Source organism: Marinomonas algae (assembly GCF_047525555.1).
Classification (GTDB): domain Bacteria; phylum Pseudomonadota; class Gammaproteobacteria; order Pseudomonadales; family Marinomonadaceae; genus Marinomonas.
In genome coordinates, this window is sequence record NZ_JBLIXK010000008.1 from 75,207 (window position 1) to 88,882 (window position 13,676).

Consider the following 13,676-nt stretch of genomic DNA (forward strand, 5'->3'; position numbering starts at 1 on the left):
AATAAGGAGAAACAGAGTGAAGAAGCAGGTGAGTATTGGGTTAATAGGTTTTGGGTTAAGCCTTGGTGTACAGGCTGCGGAGCTTGACGGTAAATGGGTTTTGCAAGATGCGGGCAATACGCAAGCAACCTTAGATGAAGCCGTTGAGAAAGTAGCACAAGAGATGAATTTCTTTATTCGTGCTTTGGCTCGCCCCGTATTGAAAAAGCAAACACAGATTTGTGAGTCGTGGACATTTGGCGTGCAAGCCGATCAATTTCAATGGCAATGCGATGATGCCGAGATGGATGAAATACCGCTTACAGCACAAGGTGAGGTGGTTGAGGTTGATGAAGAAGGTGTCGAGATCTCCGGTACTTTCCAGCAAACGGATGATGCTGTCGTGATTGTGCTTGAGTCAGAACGCGGTAAACGAACGAGCACTTGGCAGAAAGTCTCAGACCACGAATTGTTGTATACCGTGAAGTTAGAGTCTGAAAAGCTGCCCACGCCGTTAACTTGGACCTTGAATTACCAAAAAGACTAGTGAGATTTATACGGTTTAACTTTTTCTAGACATACCCCCCCAACAGAGCGTTTTCTGTTGGGGGGGGGGTTATGAGCGAAATGCTCGTTTTCTATTAACGCTTAACAGCACCTGTAGGAGCGAATTTCGCGCCATCAAGTGGGTAGTTATTTTTGATGTATTCCACCAAAAGGTCTGCATCAACATAACCTGAGTTTACATAGTTAGGGTGATCGATCACTTTAGGGTAACCATCGCCACCTGTTGCTACATAGCTGTTGATCGCAATGCGGTACGTTTTAGCAGCATCTAGTGGGCTTCCATCAACAAGGATGTCTGTTGCTTTGCCGTCTTTCAATGTGAGTGAAACACCACTGAATTGAGCGAATGCGCCTGTACCAGCTTGTTTAGCAGCAACGGCAGAAAGGTAATCTGTTAATTCAGCTGCGGTGAAATCAACATAAGAAACCATGTTGCCGAAAGGTTGTACTTGCAGAACACTCTTGTAAGTGATGATGCCTTTTGGCATGTCGTCACGGATACCACCAGAGTTCATGATGCCGATATCAGCGTTCACTTTTTCCTGCATTGCAACGGCAATCAAGTTACCTAGGTTGGTTTCTTGGTTACGAACAACACTACGCTCACCAATGAAATCTGCGTTAGAGAAGCCAATTTCTACGTTAAGCTCTTCCTGACCTTTTTCTTGGAAAGGTGTTAGCATTTTTAGCATTTCAGCGTCTTGTGCGATTTCGTCTTGAATGTAAACGCGAACTGAGTTGCCTTCAGCGTCTTTTACTTTTTTCTTCAAGTTCACAGGAATCAGTTCGTAAGTGGAATCTACGATGTCACCGTTTTTGTAGACGAAGTCTAAACGGCCAACGTATTTACCCCATTCGTGTGCTTGCAAAATAAGCGTGCCATTTTGCTCATCAGGTTCGAACAATGGGTTTTGAGAGTGACCACCAACAACCACATCAATACCAGGAACAGCGCGGGCTAGCGCAACATCACCAGGCGCGTTACCGCCGTGGTTACCATTTGCGTAGTGACCCATATGCGTTACAGCAATAACAAGATCTGCTTTTTTGCGTAGTTCAGGAACCAATGTTGAAGCAACTTCGATTGGAGATTCAATTTTGATGCCTTCTAGGTATTCAGGGTTACCTAGTTTTACTGTGTCGTCTGTTGTGAAACCAACAACCGCTACTTTTAGGTCATCTACTTGGAAAATCTTGTAAGCATCAAATAATGGCTTACCTGTTTTTTCATCAAGAATGTTTGCCGATAGGAAAGGGAAGCCAGCCCATTCTTGCTGTTGTTTAAGAACAGAAAGAGGGTTGTCGAATTCGTGGTTACCCAATGCCATTGCATCGTACTTAAGCATGTTCATGCCGCGAAAATCTGGCTCTGCGTCTTGAAGATCAGACTCAGGAACACCTGTGTTGATGTCACCACCAGAAAGTAATAAAGAGTTGCCATCATTTAATGCGACTTCTTCACGAATGTTATCGATCAAGGTTTTACGAGCAGCCATGCCGTATTCGCCATTGCTGTTTTGCCAGAAACGACCGTGGTGGTCATTGGTGTGCAAAATGGTCACACGGTATTCTTTGTCTTCTTCCCAGCCTTGTTGAGGTCCCATGACCGAACAAGCTGTAACAGACAGGGCAACACCCGTCAGTGCAAGGTTAGTGATAAAACGCTTTGTTACTTTCATATTTAGGGTTCCTTATCGTATCTAAAAATCGATAACTTTTTGTTTAGCCAGTTCCATAGCGGCATTTTCACAGTCATGTAAACGGCAGTTGTATAGAAATGTATCTTATATTTGTTACAAGTTCGAGAGACTGTGCATAAATTTTGACCATTTGTGCAGCAATATATGCTTTTTTGAGTAAAAAAATGCCCGCTTACAACATGATTGTCGCAAACAGGCATCTTTTGTTTTGATTTAACGTGTCGTAAAAGTGCTTTTATAAAAACATGTCTTAATCACTTATCAAGGCGTTGTCCTGTGCTCTGGTCGAACACTACTGCTTTAGACGTATCGAACATCATTTTGATAATGGCGCCAGCCTCGGCAGGATACATAGGATTAGAGCGACAGTTAATTTCAGCGTCACTGACACGAGTCAAAATCATGGTATCGGCGCCCATAGGTTCTGTGACTTCTACTTCGATCTCTGTTGTCGTCACAAAAGGTTGGCCTTCCTTGTGCGGCTGAGGCTCGGTAATCATTTCTGGGCGCAATCCCAATAACACCGTTTTGCCGACATAATCTTCCAATGCTTCGGCTTTTGGAAATGGCAAAGCCACATTTGATGTAGTGGCCAGTTCTAACATTGGCTTGCCGTCTTGAGAGATGACCTTTGCCGGAATAAAGTTCATCGCAGGTGATCCCATGAAGCCGGCAACAAACAAGTTAGCTGGGTTATCGTAAATTTCTTGCGGTGTGCCTAATTGCTGAACTTCACCGTCTTTCATAACCGCAATACGATCGGCCAAGGTCATGGCTTCGATTTGATCGTGAGTCACATAAACTATGGTTGTACCAAGTTTTTGGTGAAGTTTTTTGATCTCTGTGCGCATCTCGACACGCAACTTGGCATCAAGATTGGAAAGGGGTTCGTCAAACAAATAAAGCTGAGGACGACGAGCCAAAGCGCGTCCCATGGCAACACGCTGACGCTGGCCACCAGATAATTGCGCTGGTTTGCGATTCAGAAGATGGCTGATTTGCAGCATTTCAGCAACCCGTTGTACTTCTGCTTGGCGTTCTTCTTTTGGCACTTTGCGCATTTCCAAGCCAAACGAGATGTTTTGCTCGACCGTCATGTTTGGGTACAAGGCATAAGATTGAAACACCATGGCGATGTCACGATCTTTTGGCGTTGTATAAGTCACATCTTTATCGGCGATTAAAATGCGACCCTCTGTTACATCTTCAAGCCCTGCGATTGAGTTCATCAAGGTGGATTTACCACAGCCTGATGGACCGACAAGAATCAAGAACTCTCCAGTTTTAATAGAGATATTAATGCCTTTTAAAATCTCTGTGTTGCCGTAGCTTTTTTTAACATTTTCAATGACGAGGTTTGCCATGTTATTACTCCAAATTTTGTCTTTGGCTTACGCTGTAAAAGCGAAAAGGCGTAAGCACTTATTATTCTTATTCGTTGGTGGAATTAACCTTTCACTGCGCCTGCTGTTAAGCCACGGACAAAGTACTTTCCTGCAAAGATGTAAACGAGCAAGGTGGGCAGTGCGGCGATAATGGCAGCGGCCATGTCCACGTTATATTCCTTGCCACCAAAGCTAGTGTTCACCAAGTTATTCAACGCGACGGTAACCGGCTGAGTTTCAAACCCAGAGAAAGCCACGCCAAATAGAAAGTCGTTCCAAATTTGCGTGAACTGCCAAATCACAGTAACGACAATAATCGGTGTCGAGACAGGCAAAATAATGCGATAGAAAATCGTGAAGAAGCCTGCGCCATCAAGACGAGCGGCTTTGACTAATTCCCCTGGAATGGATTGATAGAAGTTACGGAAGAACAGAGTGGTAAAAGCCACACCGTAAACCACATGCACAAACACCAAACCGGTTGTTGTATTCGCAATGCCTAACCAACCCAATGTGCGCGCCATTGGTAGCAAAATTACTTGGAAAGGAATGAAGCAACCAATCAACAAAGCAGCAAAGAACAAGTCGCTACCACGGAATTTCCACAGGGAAATCACGTAACCATTGATCGCGCCCAGCAAGGTTGAAATCAATACTGCTGGAATAACGATTTGGAACGAGTTCAAGAAATAAGGGGAAATACCGCCGCAGCTACTGCCAGTACAAGCGCCAGACCAAGCTTTTACCCAAGAGTCGAAATTCAAGGAGCTTGGCAAGGAAAGCAGGGTGCCAGTGCGAATCTCTTCCACGTCTTTTAATGAAGTGATTAACATGACGATAAAAGGTACGAGATAGAAAGCTGCCACCGTGATTAATACTGTGTATAGGGCAACACGTAATACTTTATCCAGAGCCGATGTTTTGCGGCCAATAGGTTTTATATTCACAGAATTAACCTTACTCATGGCGTTCACCTCGTAATTCTGAGTACAAATAAGGAATCAATATCGCTAATACACATCCGAGCATCACCATTGCCGAGGCCGAGCCTAAGCCCACTTGACTGCGAGTAAAGGTGTGCGCGTACATAAAGTTAGCTGGCAAATCAGACGAGTAACCTGGGCCGCCGTTGGTGAGTGCAGCAACCAAGTCGAAACTCTTAATGGCAATGTGCGACAGAATCACCAAAGCACTGAAGAAGACAGGTTTCAGTGAGGGTAAAATAATTCGGCGATAAGTAGTAAAAGTGCTCGCACCATCAAGGTGAGCGGCTTTAATTAAGTCGCCATCCACACCGCGTAATCCCGCAAGGAATAGCGCCATAACAAAGCCTGACGCTTGCCAAACCGCTGCGATAACCAAGCAGTAAACCACCATATCGGGATCGGCAAGCCAGTTAAATTTGAAATCTTCGAAGCCCAAATCCACCATCATTTTTTCGATGCCATTGGTTGGGTTTAATAGCCATTTCCATGCCGTACCCGTCACGATGAAGGATATCGCCATTGGATAAAGGTAAATGGTTCGGATAGCGCCTTCGGCACGAATTTTCTGATCGAGAAAAATGGCTAATACAACGCCAAGAAACAAACAAATGATAATAAACAAACTGCCGAAGACACCCAGATTGGTCAGTGCCACTATCCAGCGGTCGTTGTTGAATAAACGCTCGTATTGATCGAAACCGACGAATTTATAAGACGGCAACATACGAGAGTTGGTGAAAGAAAGAATGGCGGTCCAAATCATATAACCGTACATGCAGACCAAGGTGATGATCACCGTCGGCGCCATGACAATTTTCGGCATCCAGTCCGCTAAGCTTAGGCGCGCAGGGCGTCCTGACCTAGTCTGATTTGGCTCAGAATGGGTGGCTTTAGTATTCATAATCGATGCTTCACTACAGGGAGAAACGAGGAGGCTGGCGAGAGGGCCAGCCTCATGAGCTTACTGCAAACTAATGTTGCAGGTTTCGAGCTACATGCTTGCTTTAATTGCGCGAGCTAGCTTGTCTACGGCTTCTTCAGATGTCATGGACTCATCGTTGAAGAAGTTCGTCACAACGTCAAAGATGGCGCCTTGAACCATAGAGTTCACTGACATGCCGTGAGCCATACTTGGCACCAAGTTGCCAGTCGCAGAGCTTGCTAAGAAAGAATCCATTGCTGAATGAGCGCAAGTATCGAACTTATCGCGAGGCATGTTCAAGCGAGTCGGGATAGAGCCTTTGTTCAAGTTGAAGGTTTCTTGGAACTTAGGTTCAAGAATCAAACGAGCAAGGTCTTTTTGAGCGGCTTGCTTTTCTTTTCCATCAACCTGAAACATAGCCAGTGAGTCGATGTTAAAGGTGAAAGCATCGCTGGTGCCTGGTGCTGGGTAACAAACGTAATCTATGCCTGCTTTTTTGCCTGCAGCCGTAAATTCACCTTTCGCCCAATCACCCATAATTTGCATTGCTGCATCACCATTGATAACCATAGAGGTTGCAATGTTCCAATCACGGCCAGAGAAGCCTGGGTCAACGAATTCACGCATTTGCTTGAAGGTATCAAACACATTGATCATGTCTTTGCTGCGTAAGGTATCTTCGGTCAAATCAATGAAAGCATCGCTGTAGAACTTAGAGCCTTTGGAAAGCGCAATGGCTTCAAAAAGCGTTGCGTCTTGCCAAGCTTGGCCACCATGAGCCAGTGGAGTGAAACCAGCGGCTTTGATTTTCTTCGCTTCAACGATGAACTGTTCCCAAGAGGTTGGGATAGACGCGCCAGATTTGCGGAAGACTTCAGGGTTTGCCCACATCCAGTTTACGCGGTGAACGTTTACAGGCGCAGCAACATAATGACCGTCGTATTTCATGGTGTCGCTGACAACACGAGGCAATACTTGATCCCATTGGCTTGCTTTAGCGACATCATCAAGATTGGTTAGGAAACCGAGGTCGCCCCACTCTTGAATAGTTGGACCTTTAATTTGAGCAGCAGAAGGAGGGTTGCCAGCAATGGCGCGGGATTTAAGAACTGTCATTGCGGATTCACCGCCACCACCTGCGACTGCGAAGTCTTTCCAAGTGTGACCAGCTTCCACCATTTCTTCTTTAAGTACATTGATCGCAGCGGCTTCACCACCAGATGTCCACCAATGTAGAACTTCTACTTCACCTGCGTGACTTGTTGACGCAGCGATAGAAAGAGCAACAGCGCTTAAACCGAAAGCAATTTTTTTCATGATAGTGACCTTTTTTATTGTTATGTCGTCTAGCCAATGACATAGAGTGCATTGACGTTGCGTTAATCATTTCGATGCAGCAAGTTGAATATCAACGTAAGCATACAGTCGAGTTAGAGAATTTAGCAAAGGATTGGTCTGCACGGGGTAAAGTAGAGCAACCTAATGTAACGAAGTCTTGCATTGGCGGTATTAATGCAAGACTTCACAACAAAGCCTAATGGCGAGGCAGCTTGATGGTGGCTTCTAAACCTTGCTGAGGATGATTGCTTAGGGTGACTTCACCGCCGTGAGCGCGAGCAATGTTACGTGCGATGCTCAACCCTAATCCCATGCCGCCAGGATGACCGGAATGGTCAGGCGTGAGGCGCGTATAAGGCTGGAAAACCTTATCTATCTTGTCGCTCGGAATGCCGGGGCCTTGGTCACAAATTCGGATACAGACTTCATCTTCGTTATCTTCAATGAATACTGTGGCGGTTTTGCCATAATATAAGGCATTGTCTACGAGGTTGCCTAAGCAGCGTTTAATCGCCAGAGGTTTGCCAATAAAGCTGTGCTCCAATTCGCCAATGACGGTAAGCCTTTCGCCGTTAATATTGACCGCGTATTGCATATCTTTCAGCATTCTCGAAATATTCACTTCGATGCGATTTTCATGAATATCCGTTTCTTTTACGCTTTGTAGCGCCCCTTTTACCAGCATGTCCAAATCTTCTAAATCACGAATCATGGCTTCTCGGACAGTATCGTCGTCGAGCATTTCGGCTCGCAGGTGTAAGCGTGTGATAGGCGTTTTGAGATCGTGGGAAATAGACGCAAACAACCTTTCTCGGTCGTTTAAATAACGCTGAATACGTCGCTGCATGTCATTAAAGGCTTTTGCAGTATTGCGTACTTCCACACTGCCGACTTCTTGGATGGGTTCAGAATCACCTTGTCCAAAACGCTCAGCCGCACGAGCCAAGGACGCCAATGGGCGAGTGACGCGGCGCAAAATCAGAATGCTCAGCAACAACACTGTGATGACAGACATGGCCATGGAAAACAGGCGTTCGCCACTCAGAGCAGACGTGCCATCGAGGAAATAAGGGTCAGGCATTAAGCTGGCAAGATACAGCCAATCCGTTTCATTGATGGGAATTTGAATCACAATAATCGGCGGTGTAAGCGGTTTGACCAATAAACTGTGATGTCCCCATCGTTCAGGTAAATCCGCAAGGCGAGTGTGATTGTTGATAACGTGCAAATCGCTTGGACTCGAAAAGGCGATTTGCGCATTTTGAATACCAAGTTGTTTGATTAAGGTCGATTGAACTTCGTTTTTCACAATGTCTTTAAGTGGAGAGTCTGGAATCTGATTAATCAAGATTTCTTCTTTGTTTAAGGTGACAAAGAAGCGAGTTCCACCCATGTCTTGCAGCTGATCAATGACAATATGACGATAGTTAGTTGGTAAGGATTTGAAGTAACTGACGGTTGCCGCGATACGAAACGCCATGTGCTTGGACACTTCTCGGACATTTTCTTCTGTGTCAGATTCTAATTGGCGTAACCAAATGGTGGAGCTGATGAATTGCGCGCTGGCCACACCTAACGCCATGATGATGAGAAGCTGCCCAGTTAATGACTGCGACCAGCGCTTTATGCGCGAAATTTGGCTTTCTGGCCCGTTAGCTGACATGGTTAATGGCTTCAACATCAGACGTTAAAATATAACCTTGGCCACGAACGGTTTTAATCAATTGCGGGTGGCGCGCGTCTTCTCGTAAACGCTGACGCAGTCGGCTGACATGAACATCAATAAAACGGTCGAGCGGGGCGCTGTCTCTTCCTCGGGTATTTTCTGCGATGTGTTCTCGTGTCAGCACTTCTCCCGGATGGCTTAAAAACAACATGAGCAAGTTGTAATCCGCGCCCGACAAGGACTCTTTTTCATCGCCTATGTGTAATTCCCGAGAAATCGTGTCTAACGTGAATTGGGCAAAATGATAAAAACGGTGAGCAACAGAAGGGGCTTCAATGACTTCCGTATGTTCCATGCGTCTGAGAATGGCTTTGATTCTGGCCAATAATTCGCGAGGGTTAAAAGGCTTGGCAAGATAATCGTCTGCGCCAATTTCCAAGCCAATAATGCGGTCTGTTTCATCGGAATTTGCTGTCAGCATAATCACAGGAACTTGAGATTGTGTGCGCAGCGAATGACATACAGAAAAGCCATCTTGCCCCGGAAGCATGATGTCTAGGATAACCAGATCAATCTGTTGCGACGCTTTGAAATTCTCTAAAAACGCTTCGCCTGAATCGGCTGTGAATACTGTGAATTGATGTTTCTCTAGATAAGTCTTGAGCAGAGAGCGAATCTCATCGTCATCGTCCACAACATAGATGCATTTGGATTGGGTCATACGTTTTCTCAAAAAGTTTTAATTATTATGTGTCTTTGAGTCTAGCAATAAAGAAACTGAGGGTGAACCACATGCCTCTATATAGTTTGCATTACGAAAAAGTGGCTCATGGCTTTAAAAAGACACAAAACTTTAAATAAATTAAATTGATTTAATATCTCTTGCCCTGCATAATTTTTAGCCTAACCTTATTTATACTTGCACGGCATGCGGCTGTGTACCAAACAGAGAGCAAAACAATGACAACAAAAGTGATGGCATTTGGCGAAGCCTTAATCGATTTCCTATCTAATGGCGCGACTCAGGCCGGAGAGCTTGAATCTTTTACGAAGTTTCCTGGTGGCGCACCAGCCAATGTTGCCGTTGCTGTGGCACGTTTAGGCGGTAACAGCCATTTTGTTGGGCAAGTAGGTGATGACGCCTTTGGTCACTTTTTGAAAACATCTTTAGACAGCTACGGTGTGAATACTGACAACATGCTGATGACAACAGAAGCCAAAACCGCTTTGGCGTTTGTTAGCTTGGATCAAACGGGTGAGCGTAGCTTTGAATTCTACCGCAGCCCTTCTGCCGATATCTTATTCCGTGAAGAAGACTTCAACGACGCTTGGTTCACGCAAGGCCAAGGTGTTTTCCACACTTGCTCGAACACATTGACAGACGCTGACATCACTAAAGCTACCTTGGCTGGTGTTCGCATGGCGCGCGCGGCGAATTGGATCGTGAGTGTCGATGTAAACCTTCGCACTAACCTTTGGCCAAATGGCCAAGTAGACACTCAACGTGTTATCGATTGGATGCAAAGTGGTGATGTTGTCAAAGCCAGCTTAGAAGAACTGGAAGTATTGGCAGAAGACCCATTTGCTCTTATTGACCAATCATTGGCGGCGGGTGTGACATTGTTTGTCTTAACTGACGGCGGTAACTCGATTCGTTTCTACACGGCTGAGCAGGGCGAAAACACAGTTGTTACTCCTAAAGTAGAAGTGAAAGACACAACGGCAGCAGGCGATGCGTTTGTTGGTGGCTTGCTTTACAAGCTGGCGGCACAAGGCGGTGACCAAGCTTCTTTAGCTGCGTTATCGAATCAAGCTTTGATTGATATCGTGCGCTTCGCGGCCGCATGTGGCGCAGATGCTGTCACCAAGCTTGGCGCGTACCCATCTTTGCCATCATTGGCAGAAGCGGAAGCACAATTAAGTCGTTTTTAAGATTCGACGTATGAACAAGCCAATCATTGTGATCAAGCAGTGGTTGGCTTTTTTTATACCCAATAATCGGATATGTCGGCGCTTGGGTTGAGATGATAAGCGATTTGAGCCTGCAGTAATTCCGCGGAAGATAAGGCATCAGTTAATGCGTGATGCGCTTTGTAACGAGGCAAGCGATAACGCTGACGACAGGCATCTAAACGCAACGAAGGTTGTTTTCCAAAGCACTGCCACCAAGGTTTATGGATGACTTGGTGTTCAATCCCCATCGTGTCTAGTACCGGAAAATAAAGCGGATAACCGTATATTTTCATGGCGGCTTTTAGAAGGAACTGGCGTTCAATCGACACACAATGCACCACCACAACCTGTTTGGTCATGGCTTCTAAAATTTCATCAAGTATGGCTTTCAGTGGCGGCGCTTGCTCCAATTCTGTGTCCGTAATTTCATGAATGGTGACGGATTCCGCATGTAGCGAATGTTCTGGTTTAGCCATCCAATATTGCGCGCCCTTGCAGCGAATGGTTTTGCTGCTTAAGGGAATTAATCCCAAACTGATAATCTCGTCTTTTTCAGAATCCAAACCAGTCGTTTCCAAATCCAATGCCAACAATGGCGTGTCTTCTAGCTTGGTATTTGAGGGAATCATGCCAGCTTGATAATAGCGCTTCAAAGGACCTTCCGGCGCTTCTTCTGCCCATTCCGCAAACAGACTTTGCCAGTTTTGGATTTCGGCTGGTGGTTTTTTCTTAAAAAAAGCCATTTAGCTGCGCTTCCCTGCATAGCGGAATTTAATAAATTCTTGCTGTCGGGTAACAATGTTGAACGCGTCTCTTAAGTGGCGTTTTTCAAAAGAGGACAGGTTTTCTGGGTTGACGTGATTATTTGGTTTGTCGCCCGCTTCGATTTGGTCTTTTTGGTTTTTGATTCGTACCATGCCGATCATTTCCAGCGCTAATGCCAGATCTTTTGCTCGGCCATCGGGCAGTAAACCAGCGGCTTCGATGTCTTCTATGCGTTCTAAGGTGTTCAGCTTGTCACTGCCACAAGCGAGTGCGTGTACGCGAACAATGTCGATAATCGGGGCGATGCCTCTTTCTTTTAGATTAAACGTCCGCGATTGTTTGCCTTCGCCGTCTAGAACAAACTGTCTGAAAAAGCCCAAAGGTGGCTTTCTTTGATTGACGTTACGAGCCATGAAGGTTAAAAAGCCAGAATGCTGTTGAGCTTCTTTTCGAATATGCAGATTCAGTTGTTTGGCAAGAGTTTTGTCGCCGTAGATCCCTCGTAAGTCGAAGAAAATAGACAGGCGCAACAAGGCTTCTGCTTTTGGGTTTTGTATCCAGTCGCTGAAGTTATCTTTCCACACGGATAAAGGCTGACGCCACCGAGGATTAGACGCCATGATGTCTCCCGTACAAAGAGTGTATCCGCATTTGTCTAAATTCTGGCACACCCAGTCGCTTAGATTCTCGAAGTACTCACCGTGCTGTTCTTTGTCGTATTTGTCGCTGAGAATAAGCGCGTTGTCTTGGTCTGTGTTGATGGTTTGTTCTTCTCTCGCTTGGGAGCCCAAGGCCACGAAACAATAAGGAACGGGCGCTGGGCCAAACTTTTCTTCGCCAAGCTGCAAGAGCCGTTTCACAAAGGCCGTACCAATATGCGACATGGCGTTGCCAATCATTTGAGTATTGGCATCGGCAAGTACGAGTTGGGTGAAAGTGTGAGACATCTTTTGACTGATGGCGCGCAAGCTTTCGATGCTGTTTTGCTTAAAAATATCGCTGATCAAATACACGCTGCCATGGCTTTCTTTTTGAACAATATCGCCAGTGCTGACCACGCCAATCGGGCGGCCGTTTTTCATAATAGGAATGTGGTGGACGTTTCTTTCCATCATTTTTAGGACGGCTTCAGAGGCATAATCTCGACTGTCCATGACAATCGGGTCACGGGTCATAATGGCGGAAACAGGCGTTTCGTAAGCCAAGCCTTGGGCAACGGCTCTGGTGCGCAAATCTCGGTCAGTAACAATGCCTATCAGCTCGTCATTGTCTGTGATTAATAAGCTAGAGACGCGATGTTCAGACATGGTTTGCGCGGCCATGCGAATATCAGAATCCATTTGAATACTAATGGGTGGACGCCTGAGCAGGCTAACCACAGGGCAAGTCATGAGTGAAATATCTGAGCTTTGGGAATCCATGGCAAGACGCAAGCGAGCCTGACGTTCAAGCTCAAAAAAGTCAGAAAAGTTGTCATTTTCTTCGTAGAACTTAAGGAACCAGCGGGCCGGAATGCGATACAGCAGACTGTCTTCTATGGTGCGCATTGATTGCGACGACTTTCCGCCACGTAAGATGGAAGCGTAGCCAAAAAGTTCGCCTTCGTTCATGCGTCGAATAAGCTTTTGCTCTTTGCTGAGGTTTTCTATGGCACCACTGCGAATAAAAAACAGCGTGTCGTTCAATGTATCAGGGGCAATGATGTATTCCCCAGCTCGCAGATACTGGATTTCAATTTCTTTAACCATATCATGGAGTTGTGGGTCATCTGCGATGTCATTAAACGGTGCGTGCTGACAAAGTGCTTCGAGTATTTCGGTTAATTCGACGTCCATCAAAAAGCCTTATGAGTTGAGCAATGGGGATACAATAGTCGCAACGCCCATGATGAGGAAAAGCAGGCAAGCCAACTGACGAGTGCGCTTTGCGTTGATGCAATCCATTATCCAGCGACCAGCAAATACCACAGGCACATTGGCTAGCATCATTCCTACGGTAGAACCAATGAGTACCATCCAAACACTACCATAGTGAGCGCCTAATAAAACCGTCGCTATTTGAGTTTTATCGCCAATTTCGGCGAGGAAAAACAGTATAAAACTTGCACCGAATGCGCCATATTTCAGCATCTTGCTGTCTTCGCTGTCGTCTTTATCGGGAATGAGTAACCACAAACCGACGGCGATAAAACTGATGCCAACTACCCAACTCACAGCGCTCATTGGCAACCAATGACTGATTTCCACACCAAGCCAAGCAGAAATTGCATGGTTAAGCAGAGTTGCTACCAAAATACCTAGAGCAATCGACATTTTTGATGAGAAGCGTGTTGCGAGGAAGAGTGCTAGAAGCTGGGTTTTATCGCCCATCTCAGCAAGAGCAACGGTAGAAATAGAAGTGAGTAACGCATCCATA

At 45.7% G+C, this 13,676-nt stretch carries 13 protein-coding genes; 3 read left to right on the forward strand and 10 right to left on the reverse strand.

Features of this window, described 5'->3' with window-relative positions; translation table 11 throughout:
- The first annotated feature begins 16 nt into the window (after positions 1 to 16).
- Positions 17 to 526 carry a hypothetical protein gene (locus ACMUMQ_RS11710; protein WP_414682172.1) on the forward strand — a complete coding sequence of 170 codons (510 nt, stop codon included), beginning with the start codon at positions 17 to 19 and terminating at the stop codon, positions 524 to 526.
- Between the two features lie 94 nt (positions 527 to 620).
- Here the strand turns inward: ACMUMQ_RS11710 and ushA are convergent, their stop codons facing one another.
- The 5 genes from ushA to ACMUMQ_RS11735 form a co-directional block, all read right to left on the reverse strand.
- Positions 621 to 2,225 (reverse strand): bifunctional UDP-sugar hydrolase/5'-nucleotidase UshA, encoded by a 1,605-nt coding sequence (gene ushA, locus ACMUMQ_RS11715; RefSeq protein ID WP_414682173.1) that lies wholly within the window; start codon positions 2,223 to 2,225, stop codon positions 621 to 623.
- Between the two features lie 275 nt (positions 2,226 to 2,500).
- Positions 2,501 to 3,610, reverse strand: a complete 1,110-nt coding sequence (locus ACMUMQ_RS11720; RefSeq protein WP_414682174.1) for an ABC transporter ATP-binding protein — start codon at positions 3,608 to 3,610, stop codon at positions 2,501 to 2,503.
- Positions 3,611 to 3,693: 83 nt separating this feature from the next.
- Positions 3,694 to 4,596: a carbohydrate ABC transporter permease gene (locus ACMUMQ_RS11725; protein ID WP_317005467.1), complete on the reverse strand. Its 903-nt coding sequence runs from the start codon at positions 4,594 to 4,596 to the stop codon at positions 3,694 to 3,696.
- Positions 4,589 to 5,518: a carbohydrate ABC transporter permease gene (locus tag ACMUMQ_RS11730; RefSeq protein WP_414682175.1), complete on the reverse strand. Its 930-nt coding sequence runs from the start codon at positions 5,516 to 5,518 to the stop codon at positions 4,589 to 4,591. Before ACMUMQ_RS11730 ends, ACMUMQ_RS11725 begins: the two co-directional genes overlap by 8 nt.
- Positions 5,519 to 5,608: 90 nt before the next feature.
- Entirely contained in the window at positions 5,609 to 6,856 is a 1,248-nt protein-coding gene (locus ACMUMQ_RS11735; protein ID WP_414682176.1) for an ABC transporter substrate-binding protein, read from the reverse strand.
- Positions 6,857 to 6,873: 17 nt separating this feature from the next.
- Here ACMUMQ_RS11735 and ACMUMQ_RS11740 point away from each other — a divergent pair, with 17 nt between their 5' ends.
- The gene (locus ACMUMQ_RS11740) at positions 6,874 to 7,077 is read left to right on the forward strand and encodes a hypothetical protein (RefSeq protein WP_414682177.1); all 204 of its coding nucleotides are present in this window, start codon (positions 6,874 to 6,876) and stop codon (positions 7,075 to 7,077) included.
- On the opposite strand, the gene ACMUMQ_RS11745 is transcribed toward ACMUMQ_RS11740, so the two are convergent.
- Both ACMUMQ_RS11745 and ACMUMQ_RS11750 read right to left on the reverse strand, forming a co-directional pair.
- Positions 7,074 to 8,540 (reverse strand): ATP-binding protein, encoded by a 1,467-nt coding sequence (locus ACMUMQ_RS11745; protein ID WP_414682178.1) that lies wholly within the window; start codon positions 8,538 to 8,540, stop codon positions 7,074 to 7,076. The genes ACMUMQ_RS11740 and ACMUMQ_RS11745 overlap by 4 nt on opposite strands.
- Positions 8,530 to 9,264: a response regulator gene (locus ACMUMQ_RS11750; RefSeq protein WP_317005465.1), complete on the reverse strand. Its 735-nt coding sequence runs from the start codon at positions 9,262 to 9,264 to the stop codon at positions 8,530 to 8,532. The genes ACMUMQ_RS11745 and ACMUMQ_RS11750 overlap by 11 nt, the downstream gene beginning before the upstream one ends.
- A 239-nt stretch (positions 9,265 to 9,503) precedes the next feature.
- Between ACMUMQ_RS11750 and ACMUMQ_RS11755 the strand changes: the two genes are divergently transcribed.
- A complete protein-coding gene (locus ACMUMQ_RS11755; RefSeq protein WP_414682179.1) occupies positions 9,504 to 10,475 on the forward strand; it encodes a carbohydrate kinase family protein in 972 nt (323 codons plus the stop codon).
- A gap of 53 nt (positions 10,476 to 10,528) precedes the next feature.
- On the opposite strand, the gene ACMUMQ_RS11760 is transcribed toward ACMUMQ_RS11755, so the two are convergent.
- From ACMUMQ_RS11760 to ACMUMQ_RS11770, 3 genes are read right to left on the reverse strand one after another with little or no spacing between them, the layout of a single operon-like run.
- Positions 10,529 to 11,239, reverse strand: a complete 711-nt coding sequence (locus tag ACMUMQ_RS11760) for a 3'-5' exonuclease (RefSeq protein ID WP_414682180.1) — start codon at positions 11,237 to 11,239, stop codon at positions 10,529 to 10,531.
- On the reverse strand, positions 11,240 to 13,096 hold the full coding sequence (locus ACMUMQ_RS11765; protein WP_414682181.1) for a DUF294 nucleotidyltransferase-like domain-containing protein: 1,857 nt from the start codon (positions 13,094 to 13,096) through the stop codon (positions 11,240 to 11,242). It lies immediately after the preceding gene.
- A gap of 9 nt (positions 13,097 to 13,105) precedes the next feature.
- A complete protein-coding gene (locus ACMUMQ_RS11770; protein WP_414682182.1) occupies positions 13,106 to 13,675 on the reverse strand; it encodes a TMEM165/GDT1 family protein in 570 nt (189 codons plus the stop codon).
- Position 13,676: the final 1 nt, after the last annotated feature.

Bases quoted from the DNA above. Each gene is read 5' to 3' on its own strand.
- ACMUMQ_RS11770 (WP_414682182.1), bottom strand. From the start codon at position 13,675: ATGGATGCGTTACTCACTTCTATTTCTACCGTTGCTCTTGCTGAGATG.
- ushA (WP_414682173.1), bottom strand. From the start codon at position 2,225: ATGAAAGTAACAAAGCGTTTTATCACTAACCTTGCACTGACGGGTGTT.
- ACMUMQ_RS11755 (WP_414682179.1), top strand. From the start codon at position 9,504: ATGACAACAAAAGTGATGGCATTTGGCGAAGCCTTAATCGATTTCCTA.
- ACMUMQ_RS11730 (WP_414682175.1), bottom strand. From the start codon at position 5,518: ATGAATACTAAAGCCACCCATTCTGAGCCAAATCAGACTAGGTCAGGA.
- ACMUMQ_RS11720 (WP_414682174.1), bottom strand. From the start codon at position 3,610: ATGGCAAACCTCGTCATTGAAAATGTTAAAAAAAGCTACGGCAACACA.
- ACMUMQ_RS11745 (WP_414682178.1), bottom strand. From the start codon at position 8,540: ATGTCAGCTAACGGGCCAGAAAGCCAAATTTCGCGCATAAAGCGCTGG.
- ACMUMQ_RS11750 (WP_317005465.1), bottom strand. From the start codon at position 9,264: ATGACCCAATCCAAATGCATCTATGTTGTGGACGATGACGATGAGATT.
- ACMUMQ_RS11765 (WP_414682181.1), bottom strand. From the start codon at position 13,096: ATGGACGTCGAATTAACCGAAATACTCGAAGCACTTTGTCAGCACGCA.
- ACMUMQ_RS11760 (WP_414682180.1), bottom strand. From the start codon at position 11,239: ATGGCTTTTTTTAAGAAAAAACCACCAGCCGAAATCCAAAACTGGCAA.
- ACMUMQ_RS11735 (WP_414682176.1), bottom strand. From the start codon at position 6,856: ATGAAAAAAATTGCTTTCGGTTTAAGCGCTGTTGCTCTTTCTATCGCT.
- ACMUMQ_RS11725 (WP_317005467.1), bottom strand. From the start codon at position 4,596: ATGAGTAAGGTTAATTCTGTGAATATAAAACCTATTGGCCGCAAAACA.